At 60.1% G+C, this 22,804-nt stretch carries 21 protein-coding genes; 9 read left to right on the top strand and 12 right to left on the bottom strand.

Annotated features, from left to right (window positions below):
• Nucleotides 1-394: 394 nt before the first annotated feature.
• Both katG and J7380_RS12245 read right to left on the bottom strand, forming a co-directional pair.
• Nucleotides 395-2,596 (bottom strand): catalase/peroxidase HPI, encoded by a 2,202-nt coding sequence (gene katG / locus J7380_RS12250; RefSeq protein WP_209196076.1) that lies wholly within the window; start codon nt 2,594-2,596, stop codon nt 395-397.
• Between the two features lie 239 nt (nt 2,597-2,835).
• Nucleotides 2,836-3,681 (bottom strand): SDR family oxidoreductase, encoded by an 846-nt coding sequence (locus tag J7380_RS12245; RefSeq protein ID WP_209196075.1) that lies wholly within the window; start codon nt 3,679-3,681, stop codon nt 2,836-2,838.
• Nucleotides 3,682-3,771: 90 nt separating this feature from the next.
• On the opposite strand from J7380_RS12245, the gene J7380_RS12240 reads away from it, so the two are divergent.
• A complete protein-coding gene (locus J7380_RS12240) occupies nt 3,772-4,404 on the top strand; it encodes a class I SAM-dependent methyltransferase (protein ID WP_209196074.1) in 633 nt (210 codons plus the stop codon).
• On the opposite strand, the gene J7380_RS12235 is transcribed toward J7380_RS12240, so the two are convergent.
• From J7380_RS12235 to J7380_RS12225, 3 genes are read right to left on the bottom strand one after another with little or no spacing between them, the layout of a single operon-like run.
• Complete coding sequence (locus tag J7380_RS12235; protein ID WP_209196073.1) at nt 4,401-5,180, bottom strand: carnitinyl-CoA dehydratase; 780 nt, start codon at nt 5,178-5,180, stop codon at nt 4,401-4,403. The genes J7380_RS12240 and J7380_RS12235 overlap by 4 nt on opposite strands.
• Nucleotides 5,177-7,189 carry an acetate--CoA ligase family protein gene (locus tag J7380_RS12230; RefSeq protein WP_209196072.1) on the bottom strand — a complete coding sequence of 671 codons (2,013 nt, stop codon included), beginning with the start codon at nt 7,187-7,189 and terminating at the stop codon, nt 5,177-5,179. Before J7380_RS12230 ends, J7380_RS12235 begins: the two co-directional genes overlap by 4 nt.
• Nucleotides 7,186-8,346 (bottom strand): acyl-CoA dehydrogenase family protein, encoded by a 1,161-nt coding sequence (locus tag J7380_RS12225; protein WP_209196089.1) that lies wholly within the window; start codon nt 8,344-8,346, stop codon nt 7,186-7,188. Before J7380_RS12225 ends, J7380_RS12230 begins: the two co-directional genes overlap by 4 nt.
• Before the next feature lie 77 nt (nt 8,347-8,423).
• Here J7380_RS12225 and J7380_RS12220 point away from each other — a divergent pair, with 77 nt between their 5' ends.
• Nucleotides 8,424-9,365 (top strand): GlxA family transcriptional regulator, encoded by a 942-nt coding sequence (locus J7380_RS12220; RefSeq protein WP_209196088.1) that lies wholly within the window; start codon nt 8,424-8,426, stop codon nt 9,363-9,365.
• Here the strand turns inward: J7380_RS12220 and J7380_RS12215 are convergent.
• Nucleotides 9,362-10,351 (bottom strand): sterol desaturase family protein, encoded by a 990-nt coding sequence (locus J7380_RS12215; protein WP_209196071.1) that lies wholly within the window; start codon nt 10,349-10,351, stop codon nt 9,362-9,364. The two genes, J7380_RS12220 and J7380_RS12215, sit on opposite strands and share 4 nt — an antisense overlap.
• Nucleotides 10,352-10,362: 11 nt before the next feature.
• Entirely contained in the window at nt 10,363-11,118 is a 756-nt protein-coding gene (locus J7380_RS12210; protein ID WP_209196070.1) for a class II aldolase and adducin N-terminal domain-containing protein, read from the bottom strand.
• Between the two features lie 109 nt (nt 11,119-11,227).
• Here J7380_RS12210 and J7380_RS12205 point away from each other — a divergent pair, with 109 nt between their 5' ends.
• The 4 genes from J7380_RS12205 to J7380_RS12190 all read left to right on the top strand — a co-directional run bounded on the left by J7380_RS12205 (nt 11,228) and on the right by J7380_RS12190 (nt 15,923).
• Nucleotides 11,228-12,103 carry a LysR family transcriptional regulator gene (locus tag J7380_RS12205; RefSeq protein ID WP_209196069.1) on the top strand — a complete coding sequence of 292 codons (876 nt, stop codon included), beginning with the start codon at nt 11,228-11,230 and terminating at the stop codon, nt 12,101-12,103.
• A gap of 139 nt (nt 12,104-12,242) precedes the next feature.
• The gene (gene ade / locus J7380_RS12200; RefSeq protein ID WP_209196068.1) at nt 12,243-14,045 is read left to right on the top strand and encodes an adenine deaminase; all 1,803 of its coding nucleotides are present in this window, start codon (nt 12,243-12,245) and stop codon (nt 14,043-14,045) included.
• Nucleotides 14,042-15,505 (top strand): AMP nucleosidase, encoded by a 1,464-nt coding sequence (locus J7380_RS12195; RefSeq protein ID WP_209196067.1) that lies wholly within the window; start codon nt 14,042-14,044, stop codon nt 15,503-15,505. Before ade ends, J7380_RS12195 begins: the two co-directional genes overlap by 4 nt.
• A 130-nt stretch (nt 15,506-15,635) precedes the next feature.
• Nucleotides 15,636-15,923 (top strand): HU family DNA-binding protein, encoded by a 288-nt coding sequence (locus J7380_RS12190; RefSeq protein WP_039533371.1) that lies wholly within the window; start codon nt 15,636-15,638, stop codon nt 15,921-15,923.
• 60 nt (nt 15,924-15,983) lie between these two features.
• Here J7380_RS12190 and J7380_RS12185 read toward each other — a convergent pair whose 3' ends face one another.
• On the bottom strand, nt 15,984-16,244 hold the full coding sequence (locus tag J7380_RS12185; RefSeq protein WP_247742513.1) for a hypothetical protein: 261 nt from the start codon (nt 16,242-16,244) through the stop codon (nt 15,984-15,986).
• 167 nt (nt 16,245-16,411) lie between these two features.
• Between J7380_RS12185 and J7380_RS12180 the strand changes: the two genes are divergently transcribed.
• Nucleotides 16,412-17,299 (top strand): DMT family transporter, encoded by an 888-nt coding sequence (locus J7380_RS12180; protein ID WP_209196066.1) that lies wholly within the window; start codon nt 16,412-16,414, stop codon nt 17,297-17,299.
• On the opposite strand, the gene J7380_RS12175 is transcribed toward J7380_RS12180, so the two are convergent.
• A complete protein-coding gene (locus J7380_RS12175; protein WP_209196065.1) occupies nt 17,275-17,796 on the bottom strand; it encodes a glutathione peroxidase in 522 nt (173 codons plus the stop codon). The two genes, J7380_RS12180 and J7380_RS12175, sit on opposite strands and share 25 nt — an antisense overlap.
• 140 nt (nt 17,797-17,936) lie before the next feature.
• Between J7380_RS12175 and msrB the strand changes: the two genes are divergently transcribed.
• Nucleotides 17,937-18,386, top strand: a complete 450-nt coding sequence (msrB, locus tag J7380_RS12170; protein ID WP_209196064.1) for a peptide-methionine (R)-S-oxide reductase MsrB — start codon at nt 17,937-17,939, stop codon at nt 18,384-18,386.
• A complete protein-coding gene (msrA, locus tag J7380_RS12165) occupies nt 18,383-18,892 on the top strand; it encodes a peptide-methionine (S)-S-oxide reductase MsrA (RefSeq protein ID WP_209196063.1) in 510 nt (169 codons plus the stop codon). The genes msrB and msrA overlap by 4 nt, the downstream gene beginning before the upstream one ends.
• A 4-nt stretch (nt 18,893-18,896) precedes the next feature.
• Here the strand turns inward: msrA and J7380_RS12160 are convergent, their stop codons facing one another.
• From J7380_RS12160 to J7380_RS12150, 3 genes are all read right to left on the bottom strand, one after another.
• Nucleotides 18,897-20,900, bottom strand: coding sequence for a hydantoinase/oxoprolinase family protein (locus J7380_RS12160; RefSeq protein WP_209196062.1), 2,004 nt, complete (start codon nt 20,898-20,900; stop codon nt 18,897-18,899).
• A gap of 71 nt (nt 20,901-20,971) precedes the next feature.
• Nucleotides 20,972-22,009 carry a tRNA epoxyqueuosine(34) reductase QueG gene (gene queG / locus J7380_RS12155; RefSeq protein WP_209196061.1) on the bottom strand — a complete coding sequence of 346 codons (1,038 nt, stop codon included), beginning with the start codon at nt 22,007-22,009 and terminating at the stop codon, nt 20,972-20,974.
• Nucleotides 22,010-22,081: 72 nt separating this feature from the next.
• Nucleotides 22,082-22,747, bottom strand: coding sequence for a glutathione S-transferase family protein (locus J7380_RS12150; RefSeq protein ID WP_209196060.1), 666 nt, complete (start codon nt 22,745-22,747; stop codon nt 22,082-22,084).
• Nucleotides 22,748-22,804: the final 57 nt, after the last annotated feature.

Below are 22,804 nucleotides of genomic sequence, written 5' to 3'. Positions count from 1 at the left end.
AGACCGTTGCGCCAATCAAATCAGCGCGCCCGCCTAATCAACAACCTCAGATGCCCCCGGTCTCTCCCGAGCGTCTCCGCCGCTACCGCCGCGTCCCAGCACCGCCTCAGCAGCGCCGGTGAAGGGGTATTTACGGATTAGGTCTGGGACCTGCAACCCCCATTTTGAAAAAACTTTACATTTCTCAGAAGAAACTTCCTGATCTTAATAAAAACAATAAGTTACCTTCACAAACAGGATCAAATACCCGACCATGGACGCGTCTTAATCCTGAAGCACGAACGCTTTTTGTGGAATCGTACCCAATGCTTGGTACGCCTGCTGGATCCAGCCAAAAGAAACGCCGCCCGAGTTCCCCCGCGCGGCGTCGTTTTGTGAGTGGTGGTAGTCTAAATTAATTCAGGTCGAACCGGTCCGCATTCATCACCTTGGTCCAAGCGGACACAAAATCGGCGGTGAACTTGGCTTCGGCCCCGGACTGACCATAGACCTCGGCCAGCGCCCGCAGTTGCGAGTTCGAGCCAAAGACCAGATCAACTCGGGTGCCGGTCCACTTGACTTCACCGCTGGCGCGGTCACGGCCTTCATAGACGCCCTTGCCTGCGGGCTTCCATTCGGTGCTCATGTCCAACAGGTTGGTAAAGAAGTCCGTGCTGAGCGTCCCCACACGATCCGTCAGCACACCGTGCTTACTGTCGCCGAAATTGGCACCCATCACACGCAGACCGCCGACCAGTGCGGTCATTTCAGGCGCGGACAGGGTCAGCAGTTGCGCGCGGTCCACCAGCAGCTCTTCGGGTGAAACGGTATAGTCACCTTTCTGGTAGTTGCGGAAGCCATCAGCGATGGGCTCCATCACGGCAAAGCTATCGACATCCGTCTGCTCTTGCGACGCGTCGGTTCGGCCCGGAGTGAAGGGAACCTCAACATCCTGACCGCCAGCTTTGGCCGCCTGTTCGATGCCCACGCCACCGGCCAGAACGATCACATCCGCCAGCGAGACCTTTTTGCCGCCCGACTGCGCATCATTGAACGCGGCCTGAACGCCCTCGAGCGCGGACAGCGCCTTCGACAGTTTCATCGGCTCGTTCACATCCCAGTCTTTCTGGGGAGCAAGACGGATGCGGGCACCGTTCGCGCCTCCACGCTTGTCCGACCCACGGAAGGTCGAGGCTGAGGCCCAAGCGGTCGACACCAACTCGGACACCGACAGGCCGGTGGCTGCGATCTTGGCTTTCAGGTCGGCTACGTCCGCGTCATCCACCAGATCGTGATCCACGGCGGGGACGTTGTCCTGCCAGATCAGTTCTTCGGTCGGAGCCTCCGGGCCGATGTAGTTTGAACGCGGACCCATATCGCGGTGGGTCAGCTTGAACCAGGCGCGGGCAAAGGCATCGGCGAACTGGTCCGGGTTCTCGTGGAAGCGTTTCGAGATCGGGCCATAGATCGGGTCCATGCGCATCGCCATATCGGCGGTGGTCATCATGGTTTTGACCTTTTTCGACGGATCATGGGCCTGCGGGGCCATGTCTTCTTCTTTGACGTTCACCGGCTCCCAGATATAGGCGCCCGAGGGGCTTTTGGTCAGGTTCCAGTCATAGCCGAACAGCAGGTCGAAATAGCCATTGTCCCATTTGATCGGGTTCGCGGTCCATGCGCCTTCGATGCCCGAGGTGGTGGTGTCGTCGCCCTTGCCCGAACCGAATTTGTTGATCCAGCCAAAGCCCATTTCCTCAATCGGGGCGGCCTCGGGTTCGGGGCCAACCAGATCGGGATCGCCTGCACCGTGCGCCTTACCAAAGGTGTGACCCCCGGCGATCAGAGCAACGGTTTCCTCGTCATTCATCGCCATCCGGCCAAAGGTGTCGCGGATGTCGCGGCCCGAGGCCAGCACATTCGGCTCGCCGTCGGGGCCTTCGGGGTTCACATAGATCAGGCCCATCTGCACAGCGGCCAGCGGGTTTTCCAGATCGCGCTCGCCGGAATAACGGCTGTTCGGGTTGTCGGTGGGGGCCAGCCATTCGGTCTCGGTGCCCCAATAGATGTCTTCCTCGGGGGCCCAGATATCCTCGCGGCCACCGGCAAAGCCGAAAGTCTTGCCGCCCATGGATTCGATGGCGCAGTTGCCCGCCAGAATCATCAGGTCGGCCCAGGAAATCTGGTTGCCGTATTTCTGCTTGATCGGCCAGAGCAACCGGCGCGCTTTATCCAGGTTGCCGTTGTCCGGCCAGCTGTTGAGCGGCGCAAACCGCTGGTTCCCGGTCGAAGCTCCTCCACGGCCATCTGCCGTCCGGTAGGTGCCCGCGCTGTGCCACGCCATACGGATAAAGAACCCGCCGTAATGGCCATAGTCTGCTGGCCACCAGTCCTGCGAATCCGTCATCAGCGCATACAGGTCTTCCTTCAGCGCTTTCATGTCCAGCGCCTTGAACGCTTCGGCATAGTCGAAATCCGCATCCATCGGGTTCGAGGCCGGTCCGTGCTGATGCAGGATCGACAGATTCAGCTGGTTCGGCCACCAGTCCCGGTTAGACCGGGTTCCCGCGCCGTGCATGACAGGGCATCCGCCTGCTTTGGGGTTATCACTTCCGTCCATGTCGATCTCCATTCCTGGCAAAATTCCGGCGCTGTGACGCCGCTAAAAACTCGGTCGGTCAAGAACACATATAGATGACACTTTTATCCATCCTACAGGCGCGGCGAAAATTCGCGCAGGCAGCAGGGCGGGCAACAGCGACTCTCGGGTCTTGTCGACGCGACTCCTAGCAAATTCAAGCTATGCTAAAAAGTTTTGTTTTCGGATGATTGTGATAACTAAAAATTATCATAAATAGATCATCCGTCCCGCGTCAACGAGTCCAAGCCAACCCGGTAATCAGGATACAGAAGCTTCACGCCCAGTTCATCCTTGATCCGGTCGTTCCTGACGCGCTTGTTCTCATTGTAGAAGCTACGCGCCATGGGGGTTAGTTCCGCCTCATCAAACGGGACCGCGGGTGGTAAAGGCAGTCCCTGCAATTCCGCCGCATAGGCAATTACGTCTTGCGGAGGGACCGGCTCATCATCGCAGACGTTATATATGGCCCCCGGATTGGGCGTAGACATGGACGCAGCAAGGACCTGCGCAATGTCGGCCACATGAATGCGAGAGAATACCTGTCCCGGCTTGATGATCCGCCGCATGCCAACGCGTTTCAGTTTGGAAAATGGACCGCGTCCGGGACCGTAAATCCCGGCCAACCGAAAGATATGGGTCGGCAGGTTCGGAATACTCAACCATTGCTGCTCGGCTTGAACCCGCCATTTGCCGCGTTGGGCGGTGGGCGTCGCAGGCGTGGATTCATCTACCCACGCACCTTGATGATCACCGTAAACCGCAGTTGTGGACAAGTACCCAACCCACTTGAACTGTGCAGCCCGTGCCGTGATTTCGTCGTGCAGCGTTGCCAGAACCGGATCGCCATCAGCATTGGGTGCCGTTGAGATCAGCAGATGCGTCACCCCGTCCAGATTGACCTGCTGTCCCGGCCAGACAACTGGTTCCGCCCCAGATGCCCGTAAAGCCGGTGATTGCGCCGGATCCCGCGTGGTTCCGGTAGCCCGCCATCCATGGGGCGCCAGCAGTCGCGTCAACTCCTGCGCGGAATAGCCATGACCAAACGAAAATAGAGTACCTGTCATGCCGCCATTGATGATCCGCAAATCCACCGGATGCAAGCGGGGTCGACGGGATACTTGATTCGAATCTCTCAATGCGCCTTTCTTTTAGGCATGAGTGACAAAACCCCCGATCTGCACACGGCTTATGCGCTGGAAACACCCGAAGACAACCGACGGCTATATGCCGAATGGGCCGGGGACTATGACGAAGGCTTTGCCACCCGAGAGGATTACCAGCTGCATATCCGCACCGCCCGTGCGTTTGTCGGCGCAGGGGGTCAGGGTCCGGTGCTGGATGTCGGAGCCGGAACAGGATTGTGCGGAGCCGTTCTTGCAGGTTTGGGTGTCGGACCTATCGACGCCACCGATATCAGCGCCGAGATGCTGGATCAGGCCATGCGCAAGGATATCTACCGCGACGCGATAGAAGCTGACCTGAACGAGGGCATCCCGGTTCCGCGCGAAAACTACTCGGGCGTCGTGTCGTCAGGCACCTTCACCCATGGCCATCTGGGCCCCGAGGCTTTGATACCCTTGCTGCGCGTCGCCCGCCCCGGAGCGCAATTCGCCCTGTCGATCAACGCGCAGCACTATGAAAAACTGGGATTTGCCGAAGCTCTGCACAAACTGGCACAAGGCCAGATCAGGAATCTCGCCCTACCCGAGGTTCGAATCTACGGCGAACTTGCCAACGGCCCAAACAAGGACGATACGGCTTTGATCGCCCTGTTCGAACGAGTTTAGCGCCCCTTCCAGACCGGATCGCGTTTTTCAGCAAAGGCGCGAGCACCTTCCAGATTGTCCTCGGACCCGTACAGAGTATCCACGGTCGGCAACTGCCGCCGTGTGATCCGGTTCATGGCGTCCTGAAACTTGGAGTCTTCGGCCTCGCGCACGATCTCTTTGATCGCTGCATAGACCAGAGGCGGCCCGCTGGCCAGTAAACGCGCCAGTTCCCATGCTCGGTCCATCAGCTGATCGCCGGGCACGATCTCGTTGACCAGACCCCAGTTCTTGGCCTCATCCGGAGTGAACCAGCGTCCGGTCAGCAGCAGTTCCATCGCGATATGATAGGGGATGCGTTTCGGCAGTTTGACGCTGGCCGCATCCGCAACGGTGCCCGACCGAATTTCGGGCAAGGCAAAGCTCGCGTGCTCTGCGGCGATGATCATGTCGGCACTCAGCGCCAGTTCCAGCCCACCGCCGCAGGCGATCCCGTTGACGGCCGCAATCACGGGCTTGTTCATATCGCGCAGCTCTTGCAACCCGCCGAAACCGCCCACGCCATAGTCACCATCCACCGCGTCTCCGTCAGCGGCGGCCTTCAGATCCCAGCCGGGGCAAAAGAATTTGTCCCCTCCGCCGGTGATGATCGCCACGCGCAGGTCCGGGTCATCGCGGAAATCCCGAAACACCTCGCCCATCACCCGGCTGGTGGCCAGATCAATCGCATTGGCTTTGGGGCGGTCCAGAGTGACCAGTAGAATCGCGCCATCGCGCTGGGTTTTGACCGGGTTCATGTGCGTGCCTTTCGGATCAGAGCATCCACCGCCACCGCCCCTTTAGGGCCGCAGATAAGCGGATTGATTTCAACTTCGCTGACATGGGTCGCGTTGGCAATAACATAGGCCTGAACAGCCTCGACCGTGTCCAGAATCGCGCCCATGTCGGCTGCGGGTTTGCCGCGATAGCCAGCCAGCAACGGCGCACAGGTCAGCTCGCCCAGCGCCTTTTCAACCACGTTCCGAGGCGACGGAATCAGCAGGGACACCGAATCCCGCAGGATTTCCGTCAACACCCCGCCCGCACCCAATGTCAGAACATAGCCATGGGCCGGATCGCAGGTGACACCGACCAGCAACTCTGCCACGCCTTCGGGCGCCATTTCTTCGATCAGAACTTCATGGGTGCCAATCCGGGCCGCGACCGCTGGTAGATCGTCCGCGCTGACCCTTAACTGAACCGCCCCGTGATCCGACTTATGGGCCAGTCCTACGCCCTTGACGGCGAAAGGACCGGTCATGTCACACGCACTGGCGGCATCGGCCTGCATCACCCGCCTTTTCGGAGTGGACACACCAAAGGCTGCAAGCTGGTCCTTGGCCTCCGCCTCGGTCAGCGTGACGTCTGGAAGGGCGGTAGTGGGAAGGATCACGGGATCAAAGTCCTGACCTGCAGGGCGCGCTGCCGCTTCGACAGCCGACAGTGCCTCATGCAGCCCGGCGAAGGGAACAACGCCGCCATCCATCAGGCGCTGCGCGACGTCTTCGGGCATCAACTCGGGCAGAGTTGCGGTCACTGCAAAGGGCCGCCCGGTTTGGGCCACACAATTCAGTGCGGCTTGGGTCGCGCAGCTCCAATCCGTCTGATCAGTGTGCGGATAGTCCACAATGGCCATAGTCAGAGCCTTTTCCGGCCCCATCATCGCCGACCAGGCGCGCGTCATCGCCTGCGTGTCACGCCAGATATAGGTGTGGTAGTCCAGCGGGTTCGCCAGCGCCACCATCGGCCCCAATGCCGCGCGCAGATCGGTGCGTTGCCTGTCTGTCAGAGGCGGAAAGTGCAGATCGCGCCCCTCGGCCATGTCCGCGGCCAAACTGGCCTCGCCCCCCGAGCAACTGATCGTACCCAGCCCATTGCTGTCCAGACGCCCGGTCACATGCAACAGCTTGAGGCATTCCAGAAAGCTGGGGATGTCATCCAAGCGGGCAATCCCCAACCGATCCAGAAACGCCTGCGCGCCTGCATCCTGCCCCGCCAGCGAGGCTGTATGCGAGATCGTCGCCGCCTGCGCATGGGCCGAGCGCCCCATTTTAAGCGCGACAATCGGGACATCGCGCTGACGGGCCTTGTGGGCCAGCGCCTCCCATTTGCGAAGATCGCCAAACCCTTCGATGTGCACGCCGATGGCCGTAATGCGGTCGTCATCCAACAACGCCGAGGCAATCTCGGCTTGATGCGTCTGCGCCTGATTCCCACAGGTCAGCATGAAGGCCAACGGCAAAGCGCGGCGCTGCATGGTCATGTTGATGGCAATGTTCGAGCTTTGCGTCAGGATCGCCACTCCGCGATCCACAGGTCGCATGCCGTGCTGATCGGGCCATACGGCCACGCGGTCCAACCCGTTGACGAAACCATAGCAATTCGGCCCCAGAATCGGCATCTCTCCGGCGGCGGCGGTCAGTTGATCCTGCAAGCCTGCGCCTGATTGGTCTTCGGCCTGCGCCTCGGTAAAGCCCGAGGCGAAACAGATCGCACCACCCGCACCCATCGCGGACAGAACCGCAACCGCCTCGACGGTTGCGTGGCGGTTGATCCCGATAAATGCCATGTCAGGTGCAGAGGGTAAGTTTTCGAGCGTTGCGAACGCACGCTCCCCTGCAACTTCGACCGCTTTGGGATGGACCGGCCAAATCTCGCCCTTGAACCCGAATTTGCGCGCCTGTTCGATGACCGCCGCACACCACGCGCCTCCGCCGATCACGGCGATGGTTTTAGGGTTCAGCGCTCGGGCCAGCGCTGTCGTCATGCGCCCAGCGCCCGCAGCAGATCGCGGCTGATGATGTGGCGCTGAATCTCGCTGGTTCCGTCCCAGATGCGTTCGACACGCGCGTCACGCCAGAAACGCTCCAGCGGGTAGTCGTCCATAAGCCCCATGCCGCCATGCACCTGAATGGCCGCATCCGTCACCCGGGCCAGCATTTCAGAAGCGTACAGTTTGGCCGAGGCAATCTCACGGTTGGCGGGCAGCCCTTTGTCCAGTCGATCGGCGGCGGCAAGGGTCAGCAGATCGGCGGCGTCAATCTCGGTGATCATGTCGGCGATCTGGAATGAGACCCCCTGAAACTTGCCGATCTTCTGGCCGAATTGCTCGCGCGTCGCAGCGTAGTCCAGCGCATAGTCGAAAGCCCTCCGCGCGCGCCCGACCGACATGGCAGCAACGGTGATCCGCGTAGCGTAAAGCCAGGTGTTCATGACCTCGAACCCGCCATCGACCTCGCCCAGAACCTGCGCATCCGGCAAGCGGCAATCGTCGAAGTCCAGCACCATGTTCTTATAGCCGCGATGGCTGACCGACTTGTAACCATCCCGGATTGTGAAGCCGGGAGTGCCGCGATCGATCAGAAAGGCAGTGATGCGTTTCTTGGGGCCTTTCGGCGTCTGATCTTCGCCGGTCGCGATGAAGACGATGATGAAATCCGCATGTTCCGCGCCCGAGATGAAGTGCTTGGTGCCATTGACCACCCAATCCCCCCCATCACGTACGGCGGCGCATTTCATCCCCCGCACGTCCGAGCCCGCCCCCGGTTCAGTCATCGCCAGCGCGTCCATCTTTTCACCCCGGACGGCAGGCATCAAATAGCGGTCGATCTGATCCCCCTCGCACGCCATCAGGATATTTTGAGGCCGTCCGAAGAAATGATTCAGCGCCATCGACCCCCGGCCCAGCTCGCGTTCAACAAGCGCAAATTCCAGATGGTTCAGCCCGGCACAGCCGACGCTTTCGGGGAAGTTGCAAGCGTAAAAACCCAACTCGATTGTCTTGCGCTTGATCTCGGCGGCGATCTCGTGCGGGACTTCGCCAGTGCGCTCGACCAGCTCTTCGTGCGGGTAGATTTCGTTTTCGACAAAGCTGCGAACGGTCGCGGCGATCATCTCTTGCTCGTCGGACAGGCCATATTGCATCGGGGGTCTCCACATCTGGGGTTGCCGATATCCTGATGTGGCTTGCCAAGCTAAACGTGCACAAATACACCTTTATCATGCAGGATTGGATCAAATTACCCGCTTCACCGCAGCAAATCGGAGTGCTTCTGTTCGACGGCTTTTCCAACCACTGCCTTGCGAATGCGGTCGAACCCTTGCGGGCGGCGAATTCCATCGCCGGGCGCAAGCTGTATGACTGGCAGTTCCTGTCGCTGGATAGTGCACCCGTCACATCATCTTCGGGGCTGCAGGTTGCACCACACGACATCTTGCAGAATGCACGCGGCGATACACTGCTCATCATGCCCTCTTACGGGTATCGGGCCCATGGCGTGTGGCGGACGCTGGCGGGGTTGCGGTCCGCCGCGGGGCGTTACAGCGTACTGGCCGGGCTGGACACCGGAAGCTGGCTGATGGCGCTGGCCGGATTGCTGGACGGGCACCGTGCGACGATCCACTGGGAAGAATTGGGCAGTTTTGCCGAACGGTTCCCCGAGGTCGACGCCCGTCGCGAACGCTATGTCATCGACGGCAACCGCATCACCTGCTCTGGAGCAATGGCCGCGTTTGATCTGGTGCTGCACCTGATTGGGCGAGACCACGGGCAGGCTTTGGCGCTGGAGGTAGCACAGCTTTTCATGACACGCGATTCCGCAAGGTCTCATTCCGGCGGGGCGGGGGCGACCAGCAGCTATGTGAACAAGGCGCTGGCGCTGATGCAGGAACATCTGGAAATGCCCTTGCCCATCCCCGAGATTGCCCGCCGGGTTGGACGTTCGCAAAAGGCGCTTGCGGCCCGAATGCAGACCGAACTGGGCGCAGGCCCGGCGCAGGTCTATCGCCGCCTGCGCCTGAACCTGGCCCGGAAACTGGTGGCCGAGACCGACCTGACCATTGCCGAGATCGCACTGCGCGCGGGTTATGACGACCCCAGCGCCCTAACCCGAGCCTTTCGGGCCGAGTTTGGGATCACGCCACGCGCGCTGCGGACGAGTTAGGTATACATCTGTTTCTTGTAGGCCCGCGTCCGCGTTGTCGCCTCGGCAGACCCATCGTGATAGGTGCCAAACCACTTGTCGAAGGGGATTTCCGAGGTGCCATAGTTGCACTCGAAATACCGGTGATGAAGCTGGTGGAAAAAGTCCCCCGCGCGGGCTGCTTCAGTTTCTCCGGCTTTCAGCTTTTCGAACCCTGAATGGGACAGAACCGGGCTGATCTGCTGGAAATACGTGTGAAACAGAAGATGCAGAGGGTGGGACGGCACGATCAGGTGGATGAAATAGGTCGTGAAATACAGCAGGTTTTCATACCAATGGTTCGATATCCCTGACCACGGGCCGATATTGACGTTGCGATGATGCACGGCGTGGACGTGTTTATAGAGCTTTGGGTGATGCTCCAGCCGATGCACCCAATAGAAATGCAGGCCAGACCACATCGGGATGAACAACATCCAGACGACAAACCAAATCGGCGCGCTGGCCCAAGTGACTGTCGGCACATACCCATTAGCCATCGCCCAATAGATCACCCATTGATACACGGTCGCCACGGTCATGGCGCTGCCCAGCGTCCACCAGATATTGTCCCAGACCTGATTGCGGAAAGTGAAATTGCCGTTGTTCCGGGTCAGGTCGCGACGGTCGAACTTTTTGTACATGCCCTGCCCCTTGCGCATGTAAAGCCACCAATGCAGCCCGCCCGCCACCAATATCTGAGGCACCATGTTCAACAGCCATATGCGAAACATCCACCCTGCAGCAAAACTCTTCATCGTCTCTAACGCAGGGAAAAACAAGGTATATACAACAATTGCCAACCCCATACACAGGGTCAGTGAGGTAATCTGCAACCACGCCCCACTATACCATTTCAAAACGGAGGCGGGGCGCGGAGGCCACGCGAACAGCGGGTTCAAACCCACCGGACCTTCGGGGTGATAGTGCCACCGGGCGGCTTCGGGGTCTTGGGCAGCGTCTGTCATGGCAATCCCCTTTAGCTGGCGTAATCGGAACCTTCGGCATCCAGCAGAGCTTTGATCTCTCGCAGATGCGCCTCGGCCTGATCGGGGTAGTCGTCCAGTTCCCGCGCGGTCTTTTCCGCAATCTCATCAGACAAGACACGCAGGGGCTGGCCGGTTTGCAGCGCGCGGATATAGGTCTCGGCCGCGCGTTCAAAGTAATAGAGGCGGTTGAACGTATCCGCCGGATCGCTGCCAGTCACCAGCACGCCATGGTTGCCCATGATCATGACCTTTTTCTTCGGGTCCGACAGCATGGCGGCGCAACGCTCCCCTTCGCTTTCGAAGGCCAGCCCGCCGAATTCCTGGTCCACCACATAGCGGTTGTAGAAGGTGGCCGTGTTCTGGTCGATCGGCGGCAGAGTGCTGTCCGCCAACGAGGCCAGAACGGTCGCAAAGATGGAATGCACATGCATTACGCAGCGCGCATGGGGACACTGCCGATGGATTGAGCCATGCAGGCCCCAGGCCGTTGGGTCCGGCGCGCCGGGCTGGGCCATCACACCGGGGTCATTGGCATCCAGCAGCAACAGGTTCGAGGCCGTGATCCGCGCGAAATGCATCTGATTGGCGTTCATCAGGAACTGCGTTCCGTCCTCGTTGACCGCCAAACTGAAGTGGTTAGCCACGGCCTCGTGCATGTTCAGGCGTTCGGTCCAGCGGAAGGTGGCAGCCAGATCGACCCGCTCGGGCCAGTGGTCGATATTGGGACGCAATTCGGTGACGGTCATGGCGGGCTCCTCCATCTGGTTTCTCAAGAAGGTGGCGACGCAAGACGGATTTGACCAACGAAAAAATCGCACCTATTTCATTAGCTGAACTAATGGTGAGGTTATGCCAATGCAGAATTCACTTCCTCCGCTGGGTTGGCTGCGGACGTTCGAGGCCGCCGCGCGACACTTGTCGTTCACCGGTGCGGCGCGTGATCTGAACATGACGCAAAGCGCGGTCAGTCAGCAGATCAAATCGCTTGAGGGCTATCTGGGCCAACCCCTGTTTCTGCGCCGTCCCCGCGCACTGGAACTGACCGAGGCCGGAATCACCTATCTGCCCGTGGTGCGTGAGGCGTTTCGTACGCTGGTGCGTGGCACGCAGGCCGTCACCGGCGCGCAGCAGAACGCGGTGCAGGTTCAGAGCAACATCACCTTTGCGGTGAACTGGCTGGGGCCGCGCCTGCCCCGGTTCCGGGCGGCGCACCCGGATGTGCAGCTGAACATTTTCACCGAACTCTGGGAGCCGCGCGAAATGGCCGAGGGCGCGGCGGTTGAGATCCGATACTCTCTGCGCCCATCCGACACGGTACGCACCGAGTTGCTGCGTACAGATCACTATTATCCCGTCTGCGCGCCGGGCTATGAAGTGCGGCTGGAAGATATTCAGGAACAGCCCCTGTTTGATTGCTCGAACCTGTTGTCGAATTGGCAGAATTGGATCACTGAACAGGGTCTAAATTGGGAAAATTCACCCATTACCTATTCGACAACCTATCTGGTTAGCCTGTCTGTGGCCATGGCCGGGGGTGGGTATTGCCTGACCCATGACACCATCGCCCGCGACCTGATCGAGCGCGGACAACTGGTGGCCCCGTTTGAGTACCGCGCACAGATGCCCGAGGCTTATTACCTGCTGCTGTCGCCTCAGGCCGAGGAAACGCCGGGGGCCGTCCTGTTCGCAGACTGGGTGCGGCAGGAAATTGCCCGCGATCTGGCGGGGTAGACGCTCCCGCCCATCGTCAGGGGCGCTTGCGCGCCCCCTCCTCTGGTTGGGCCGGGCAGCGCTGACGCGCTGCGTGACGGTTTGATGATAGATGCTCAGTGGGGGTTGCACCTTCGGACACATTCAGAAAAGTTGAGCCATGGAATATACGCCTTTCCCAACTTGGCCCGACACCGCCCCCCGATTGATCGCTGTTGCCGCTGGACGTGATCCAGCCGACATGGTCGTGCGCGGCGGGATCTGGGTGAATGTCCACACCCGCGAGGCGCTGCCGGATCACGACATTGCCATCGCCAGCGGGCGCATCGCCTTTGTGGGGCCGGATGCCTCGCATTGCATCGGCCCTAAGACGCTGATCATAGAGGCCAATGGGCGCTATATGCTGCCCGGTCTGTGCGACGCTCATATGCATATCGAATCAGGGATGCTGACCCCGGCCGAATTTGCCCGCGCGGTCATCCCCCATGGCACCACCTCTATGTTCACCGACCCGCATGAGATTGCCAATGTGCTGGGGTTGGACGGCGTGCGCATGATGCATGACGAGGCGCTGATGCAGCCGGTGAACATCTTCACCCAGATGCCCTCTTGCGCGCCATCAGCACCGGGGCTGGAAACAACGGGTTATGAGATCACCCCCGAGGACGTGGCCGAAGCGATGAACTGGCCCGGCATCATCGGGTTGGGTGAGATGATGAACTTCCCCGGCGTGATCAACGGCGACCCCAAGATGCTAGCCGAGATCGCGGCAACTCAGAATGCGGGCAAAACCGTGGGAGGACACTACGCTTCGCCCGATTTAGGGCCTGATTTCGCGGCTTATGTGGCCGGTGGGCCCGCTGACGACCACGAGGGAACTTGCGAAGCCGACGCCATAGCACGGGTACGGCAGGGGATGCGGTCGATGATGCGGCTGGGCTCGGCCTGGTATGACGTGGAAAGCCAGATTACGGCGGTGACCGAAAAGGGGTTGGACCCGCGTGGCTTTATCCTGTGCACCGACGATTGCCACTCGGGCACTTTGGTGAATGACGGGCATATGAACCGCGTGGTGCGTCACGCGATTGCCTGCGGCTGTGACCCGCTGATCGCACTGCAAATGGCGACGATCAACACAGCCACCCATTTCGGGCTGGAACGCGAGATCGGCTCAATCACTCCGGGGCGGCGGGCGGATATCATCCTCAGTTCCGATCTGACAGAGCTGCCGATCGAAGTGGTCATCGCCCGCGGCCAGATCGTCGCCGAAAATGGCGCGATCACCGTGGATTGCCCGCATTTGAACTGGCCGGACAGCGCGCGTAATACGGTGCATCTGGGTCATGCACTGACCGATACGGATTTCGAAATCAAAGCCCCCGAGGGCGCCAACCGCGTGCGGGCCAATGTTATCGGCGTGGTGGAAAATCAGGCCCCGACCAAGGCGCTGAAGGCGGAATTGCCCATCATCGGCGGGCTGGTTGAGGGCGAAGGCGAGGTCTGCCAGATCGCGTTGGTCGAGCGCCACCGCGCGACCGGCGGGGTCACGAACGCCTTTGTCTCGGGCTTTGGGTATCAAGGGCGCATGGCCATGGCCTCGACCGTGGCGCATGACAGCCACCATATGATCGTGGTGGGGACCGACCGCGAACAGATGGCACTGGCGGCAAACCGTCTGGCCGAGGTGGGCGGCGGCATTACCCTGTTCCGCGACGGTGAGGAACTGGCGCTGGTAGAACTGCCCATCGCGGGCCTAATGTCCGATAGCCCCGCCGCAGACGTGGCCGCCAAGGCGGACCGGATGGTTCAGGCGATGCAGGACTGCGGCTGTCAGTTGAACAACGCCTATATGCAGCACTCGCTGCTGGCCCTTGTCGTGATCCCCGAACTGCGGATTTCCGACCTTGGGCTGGTGGATGTGCGGACATTTGAAAAGATCGACCTTTTGGAACTCCTCGCATGACAATAATAAGAACACCCGACGTCCCAAGCCCCGAGAAATTCACCGACCCAGCCGCCGCTGTGGCGCGCCTGGAAGAGCTGTATGAAAAGGCCACAAGTTTCCTGTGCGAAAACTTCGCCAAAGCGATGGAGGCAGGCACTCCGTCCGAGCGATTCAGAGCCTATTACCCAGAGATTCGCATCAAAACGACCTCGTACGCGCATGTGGACAGCCGTCTGAGCTTTGGTCACGTCTCGGAACCCGGCACCCATGCCACCACGGTCACACGGCCTGATCTGTTCCGGGCCTATCTGACCCAACAAATTGCCCTGCTGATCAAAAACCATGACCAACCGGTGACGATTGGCGCCTCGGATACTCCGATCCCGGTGCATTTCGCCGTGGCCAATAACCCTGACCTTGTGGTGCCCCACCAGGGCGCGGCGGGGTTCACCTTGCGCGATGTGTTCGACGTGCCGGATCTGACGACCACCAATGACGATATCGTCAACGGGGTGCATGACCACGAAACCGAGATTGGCCCGCTTGCGCTGTTCACCGCCCAGCGTGTGGATTATTCGCTGGCCCGTCTGGCGCATTACACCGCCACAGATCCCAGCCATTTCCAAAACCATGTGCTGTTCACCAACTACCAGTTCTACGTGTCCGAGTTCGAGAACTACGCCCGCGACCAACTGGCTGACCCGGAAAGCGGCTATACCAGCTTCGTCTCGACCGGGAATGCGCAGATCACATCGGCCGATGGTGTTTTGGAGCAGCCTCTGAAGCTGCCTCAGATGCCGACCTACCACCTGAAACGCGCCGATGGGTCAGGGATCACGCTGGTCAATATCGGGGTAGGGCCATCCAACGCAAAAACCGCGACCGACCATATCGCAGTGCTGCGCCCGCATGCGTGGTTGATGGTCGGCCATTGCGCCGGCTTGCGCAACACGCAGGCGCTGGGGGATTTCGTGCTGGCCCATGCCTATCTGCGCGAAGACAAGGTGCTGGACGATGACCTGCCTGTCTGGGTCCCCATCCCGCCCCTGGCCGAAGTGCAGGTGGCGCTGGAGCGCGCCGTGGCTGAAGTGACAGAACTGGACGGCTACGAGCTGAAGCGCGTCATGCGTACCGGCACTGTCGCCTCGGTCGATAACCGCAACTGGGAACTGCGCGACCAGTCCGGCCCGGTGCAGCGCCTCAGCCAGTCGCGGGCAATCGCGCTGGATATGGAAAGCGCCACGATCGCCGCCAATGGTTATCGATTCCGGGTGCCCTATGGCACTTTGCTCTGTGTCTCGGACAAACCGCTGCACGGGGAATTGAAGCTTCCGGGCATGGCCTCGGACTTCTATACCACGCAGGTCAGCCGCCATTTGGCGATCGGAATTCGCGCGATGGAACACCTGCGAGGCATGCCGCTTGAACGCCTACACAGCCGGAAATTGCGTTCTTTCGACGAAACAGCCTTTCTCTGAAGCAAAAAAGCAACGTTTTCCCCCTATTTTTAGGGTTTTCCGCGCTACTATTCGTTGTGTTCGCCCACAATATCCCGTTACAGTTACGCGGTGAGGCCCAAGACATCGGGCACGTTAAGGAGACCAAGAAATGGCAAAGCCTATGACAAAGACTCAGCTGGTTGCTGCTCTCGCTGAGGAAATGGGGACTGACAAGAAAGCCGCGAATGCCGCGCTGGAGGCCATGACCGGCCTGATCACCCGCGAAGTATCCGCCGGCGGCGCAGTAACCCTGCCCGGCGTTGGCAAAATCTACTGCCGCGAACGCCCCGAGCGCATGGTGCGCAACCCCGCCACCGGCGAGCAGTTCAAGAAAGAGGCCGACAAGGTGGTCAAGATGACCATTGCGAAAGCTCTGAAAGACAGCGTTAACGGCTGATCACAGCCTTTACAGAGATACGATCAAGGGCCGCCGGTTGGGGGCCCTTTTTCTTTGGGATCAGTGCAAACTTAACAGCACTTCCAGATCACGACGGCTGAGCCGGTTCATCAAGGCCCGATCGTCTGCAGACAGTTTCGCTTCCTTACGAATATACGTTTCAAGGTACGTCGCGATCTCACTGGTCGGGCGATAGTACAGATCAGGCGAGGTTTGGCTGAGTTCATCCACAAGCCGAAACAGCAGTTTTTTCTGCCGCTCTGAATCCAGATCTTTTCGCTTCTCTTCCAACATAACAGGGTTCGCCTTCGTTGTGATCATTTATGATCTAGCGTGCCGAAAAGTAACTCCAACTCCGGTCAGATATAAAATATGCGCTGTGCGTGTCGTGCTCCTATTAGGTTCCTAGCTCGTACGGCCAGACGGTACATCTTGCGACCCTTACTGATTTAAGGAACAGTGCGCGAAACCAACAAAGGGGATGGGCGATGGATCTGCGCGCCATGGCCATGGGGTTGACATTTGCACTGATCTGGTCGTCGGCCTTTACTTCGGCGCGGATCATCGTGATGGACGCATCACCGCTGTTTTCGCTGGCGTTGCGGTTTTTGGTATCGGGGCTGATCGGCGTAGCCATTGCGCGCGCAATGGGGCAGAGCTGGCGGCTGACGCCGCAACAATGGTACGCAACCATCCTGTTCGGAATCTGCCAAAATGCCCTGTATTTGGGTCTGAATTTCTACGCAATGCAAACGGTCGAAGCCTCGGTTGCGGCTATCATCGCCTCGACCATGCCATTGCTGGTGGCGCTGGCAAGTTGGCTGTTTCTGGGTGATCGTCTGCGGCCCATGGGCGTGATCGGCCTGCTGGCAGGGTTTGCAGGCGTCGCCCTGATCATGAGCAGCCGCATCAGCGCGGGCGTTGATATGTTCGGCGTGATGCTCTGCGGTGTTGGAGCCTTGGCGCTGACCTTCGCCACCTTGGCGGTGCGCGGGGCGACCTCGGGCGGGAATTTCATGATGGTTGTGGGGTTGCAGATGCTGGTTGGTTCAGCCGTTCTGTTCATCGCCGCACCGGTATTCGAGACGATCTATATCCACCCCACCGTTCCGCTGGCGCTGGCTTTCACCTACACAACCCTATTCCCCGGCTTGCTGGCCACATTGATCTGGTTCTTGCTGCTGGACCGGATCGGAGCGACCCGCGCAGCCACCTTCCACTTCCTCAACCCTGTTTTCGGTGTGACGATTGCTGCGTTGCTTCTGGGGGAGAAACTCGGCCCACTGGATGCCGTTGGTGTCCTGATCACCACCGCCGGCATTCTGGCCGTGCAGCTATCACGCCAACCTGCTCAGGGCAGCAAAGCCTCGACCTGAGAAAGTACCTGCCGGGAATCGGGGCGCGTAGATGATCCATAGGTGGCAACCACCGTGCCATCACCGTCCAGCAGGATTTTGTTGAAGTTCCAGCGCGGCTCAAACCCGGTCTGCTCCGCCACCGACTTGTAGAACGGATGTGCTTCGGCCCCTTTGACCGGAGTAATATCGGTCATCGGCAGGGTCAGGTTGTAGTTGAAGTCACAGAACTCTTTGACTTCTTCCGCCGATCCCAACTCTTGGTTGAAGGAATCCGACGGCACCGCCAACACGACCAGACCACGCGGGCCATAAGCCTCATGCACCTGCTGTAGCGCGCTGTATTGCCCGGTAAAGCCACAATGCGAGGCCGTGTTCACCACCAAAACCGGCTGCCCGCGCCAATCCGCAATCGACAAGGTGCCGCCGTCGATCGACGGAAACTCTCCGCTCAACGGCGCAGCCTGCACTGTGCGTCCGGTCAGAATCAAAGCGGTCAACAGCAAGATACGGAACATGGTGAACCCTCCTCTGCCCCAGTATACGCGCCAAATCGCCCGCCGGATCAACGCACGAGGGCGCGAGGTGCAAGAATCAGGCTTTGATTTCTGCGCCCCAGCCCCCAAATATTAGTGCAAGTCAACCGACCGGAGGATCCATGACCCAATACACCAAATCCCCCGAGGCCATCGCCGCCCTCTCGCCCGAAGAGTACCATGTCACGCAGAACAGCGGGACCGAGCGACCGGGCACCGGCAAGCTGCTGAACAACAAGGAACCGGGGATCTATGTGGATATCGTCTCGGGCGAGCCGCTGTTCGCCTCGACCCATAAATACGAATCCGGCTGCGGCTGGCCCAGTTTCACCAAACCCATCGTGCACGAGTATGTGGAAGAGTTCCGCGACACCACCCATGGTATGATCCGCACCGAAGTGCGTTCAAAACACGGCGACAGCCATCTGGGCCACGTCTTCCCCGACGGGCCGCGCGAACATGGCGGGCTGCGCTATTGCATCAACTCGGCCTCCTTGCGGTTTGTCCACCGCGATGACATGGAGGCCGAAGGCTATGCCGACTATCTGATCCATGTGGAGGAAATCCAATGACCGAAGAACGCGCTGTCCTGGCCGGAGGTTGTTTCTGGGGAATGCAGGACCTGATCCGCAAGCTGCCGGGCGTGTCCCGCACCAGCGTCGGCTATACCGGCGGCGATGTCCCCAACGCCACCTATCGCAACCACGGCACCCATGCCGAAGGGATCGAGATTTTCTTTGACCCGGCGCAGATCAGCTATCGTGACCTGCTGGAGTTCTTCTTCCAGATCCACGATCCGACCACGGTAAACCGTCAGGGCAATGACCGCGGGATGAGCTATCGTTCGGCCATCTACTATGTCGATGACGCACAGAAACAGGTGGCCTTGGACACGATTGCGGATGTGAACGCCAGCGGTTTGTGGCCCGGCAAGGTCGTGACAGAACTGGAGCCTGTCGGTGATTTCTGGGACGCCGAGCCCGAGCATCAGGACTATCTGGAGCGTATCCCCAACGGCTATACCTGCCATTTCCCGCGCCCCGACTGGGTTCTGCCCAAACGCGACGCGGCAGAATAAGCGATCAGCCGGCGGCAACCCTTGGGCGGCCGCTGGCTTCAACCGTGATCATGGCTTCGACAAACACCTCCTGCGCCTCGACGCGGGCAGTGCGGATGTCGCGGTCAACGATCACGCGGATATCTTCGGCCCCGGCATCGCGTACCGCGCCCTCAGCCTCGCTTCGCAGCACGGATTCCAGCAGCGACAACGCCGCCTCGGAGTCGTTGAAATCCTGCGGTCCGTCCTCAAGATGCACCCGGAACTTGCCCTCAGACGGTGAGGTGACAGTTCCCGCCCGGCGCAAGGTCAAGCGACCAACGACCGCGCCAATGGCATTGGCCACGCCGGTATGTTCGGGCAAGATCATCTTGCAATGCAAACGCTCCCCGACCGCCGGATAATAGCTGGGGGCCGAGGCACCCAACCCGATCACATCCACGTTCAGCGCAGCATCCAACGCCAGCAGGCCCCGATGCCCGGCCAACCCCTTACGGGTCAGAACATGCCGCGCCAGATCGGCGGGGGGGAAGCCGAAATCCTCAGCCTCTTCGGCAAAAGCAGTCTCTAACAAAGTCAAAGAGGTCTGTTCCGTCAATTGATCGACGATCATCTGCGCCAAAGCCTCTGGGTTTTTCGCCAGCACATCGCCTGACCCAACCCGTTTGCGCGACACCAGTTCCAGCGCTTTGCGCGCAGCCTCGGCATCCCATGCGTCCAGCCGTCCCAAGACATGACTGGCATCCGACGGCGTCACGCCCGAGACCTGAACGATCCCGCGATCCACCAACCGCGTCAGAGCGCCATTCTCCATCCGTGTGCGCAACAGATCGCTCAGCGGCAGAACCTGATCACAAAGACGGTCCAACAGCGCCTCTTCCCGCGCGCCCAGCCCTTCGGCGTGGATACCGGGCACACGACGCGCGAACCGCGTGTCATGTTCCCCTACGGTGGTCGCGCGCAGTTGTTTGTCCAACTCAGCATGCACCACATCCGGGGCCTCGGCTGCGATCAGCGACACTGGCAAAACCCGGCGCGGCCCAAGGACAACGCCGCCGCCCAAGCCTTCGGTCACCACATGCACCTGACTGTCGCCGCCCAGCCCATGGGTGCGCATCGCCACCGCCTCGACCATAGTGCGGAAACCGCCGACCTGTGCACCATTGGGGTCAATCGCTGGCTTGCCGTCGCAGATCACGGCGATGTCCGTGGTCGTCCCACCAATATCCGACACAAGGGCATTCTCGGCCCCCGTCAACCAGCTGGCTCCCACGATCGAGGCCGCAGGCCCGCTGAGGATCGTTTCGATCGGGCGTTCCCGCGCCTGCTCGGCGCTCATCAACGCGCCATCGCCACGCACCACCATCATCGGCGCGGTGATACCCAGCGCCAGCAACAGATCCTGCGCCCGTCCGATCAGCCGGTCGATCATCCCGATCAGCCGCGCGTTCAATACAGCCGTCACCGCCCGTTTCGGGCCGTTCAGCTTGGCCGACAGGTGATGCGAGCAGGTGACCGGAGCCCCCGTCCGCTCGGTAATAATCCGCGCCGCTTCCAACTCATGCGCGGGGTTGCGCGTGGCAAATTGCGCGGCCACAGCAAAGCCGGAAATGCCTTTATGAGTGTCTAAAAAGGCCTCCAACGCGGCCACATCCAACGGCGTGGCTTCGCCCCCCGCATGACTGTGACCCCCAGCAATAACCAAGGCCGGATCATCCTTCAACGCGTCGCGTAACCCGTGCCGATCCAAATCGCCTTCCTTGAACCCGATATAGACCAGCGCCACACGCCCGCCCTGCCCCTCGACCAGAGCATTGGTGGCCAATGTGGTCGACAAAGATGCCATCGAAATCTGCTCAGGACCAACCGCCGCCTGCTCCAACACAGCGGAAATCGCCTTGCCCACACCGATTGCCAAGTCTGCCCGCGTGGTCAGCGACTTGGCCGACGCGATCACCTCAGCCTCATCCCGGATCAGTACCGCATCCGTATAGGTTCCGCCCGTATCCACCCCCAAAGCCAGCGCCATCGGGTTCTCCTTCCTGTTCGCTGAATTGGGTGTAGCGGTTTGGACCGACACGTCCAGCCTGTTTGCGGCACTTATGACAGTTGTTGCACCGCCCAGCGCGCGGCGTCAGCCACGGATGCATCCGGATCGTCCACTAACCCCCGCGCCACCGGCCTCAGGGCGGGCAATCCGGAATTACCAATCGCATACAGCACATTGCGCACAAACCGATCCCGTCCGATGCGTTTGATCGGTGATCCGGAAAATTTCGCCCGGAACGCCGCGTCATCCAGCGCCGCCAGGTCCGCCAGGGCGGGGGCCTTCAGATCCTCGCGCGCGGCATAGCGAATGTCACTGGCCGCTACGGCAAACTTGTTCCACGGACAGGCCGCCAGGCAATCGTCGCAACCATAAATCCGGTTGCCAAGTTTGGCGCGCAATTCCTCATCCACCGGGCCTTTATGCTCGATGGTCAGATAGGAAATACAACGCGTCGCATCCAGCTTGTAAGGGGCAGGGAACGCATCTGTCGGACAGGCGTTCAGGCAAGCACGACACGAGCCGCAATGATCCACCTCGGCCCTGTCCGACGGCAGCTCCAGAGTGGTAAAAACAGACCCTATAAAAGCCCAATTCCCCCAATCCCGGCTGACCAGATTGGTGTGCTTCCCCTGCCATCCCAACCCGGCCGCTTGGCCCAGCGCTTTCTCAGGCACCGGCGCGGTGTCGACAAACACCTTAACCTCGCCGCCAGCCTCGGCAATCAACCAGCGCGCCAGACGTTTCAGGCGCTTTTTGACCAGATCATGGTAATCCTTGTTCTGGGCATAAACCGAAATGGCCGCGCGATCCGGATAGGCCAAAACCTCCGTCGGATCATGTTCAGGCGCATAGCTTTCGGACAGCATGATCACCGACCGCGCCTCGGGCCACAAAGCCGACGGATCGCCCCGCCAATGGGTCCGCTCGGCCATCCAACCCATCTGCCCGTGATACCCGGCATCCAAAAACGCCTGTAACCGCGCAGGCACTTCCGGCACATCCCAGGGCCGACACACACGACAGGACACAAACCCCTCGCTCAATGCCCGAGCGACCACCTTGTCCTTTAAATCCGATCCGCTCTTCATCTGGCTAAAAATACCTTCGGGGGGAATCGCGCCCCGGCGCGATGGGGGGCAGACGGCCCCCATGCCACCCTATCAGAAATCCAGATCGGCGTAATGCGGCGGAGGCCGGAACCCCGGCACCTGATCCGCCAGTATCGACCGGAACGCAGGCCGGGACTTGATCTTGGCATACCAATCCTTCACCGCCGCCGACCGGTTCCAATCCACATCCGAGATATAGTCCAACGCCGACAAATGCGAAGCCGCCGCGAAATCCGCCAGCGTCATCTGATCGCCAGCCAACCAACGCCGGTGATCCAGCAACCATGCCATATAATCCAGATGATATTTAATGGCCTTGGCACCCTCTTTCACGTTCTTGCTGTCCGGGTATCCCTGACCGGTCATCTTCTTGTTGACCCGCTCATACAACAGTTTCGATGTCACCTCGTGATGAAACTTGTCGTCGAACCAACCCACCAAACGCCGCACCTCATACCGAGCTTCGGGGGTTTTCGGCATCAAAGATGGCTCGGGGCGCGTTTCCTCAATGTATTCACAAATCGCTGCGCTTTCCGCCATCACCTGACCGTCCAACCGCAGAACGGGAACTTTACCCGCCGGATTGCGACGCAGGAAATCCGGATCTTGCTCCCAATACTTCTCTTCGACCAGCTCAACTTCGATCTTCTTTTCCGCTAGCGAAAGACGGACCTTGCGGCAATACGGGGACAGGGGAACGTGAAACAGACGCGCCATGAGCTTCCAATCGAACCAGTGAATACAATCCAGCTTTAGCGCCGAGAGGGTTAGTAT

Origin of the sequence: Ruegeria sp. R8_1, from assembly GCF_017743815.1 — a bacterium.
GTDB lineage: Bacteria > Pseudomonadota > Alphaproteobacteria > Rhodobacterales > Rhodobacteraceae > Ruegeria > Ruegeria lacuscaerulensis_A.
Note: the sequence above shows the minus strand (reverse complement) of the source record. Positions and strands in the feature narration are given on the sequence as shown.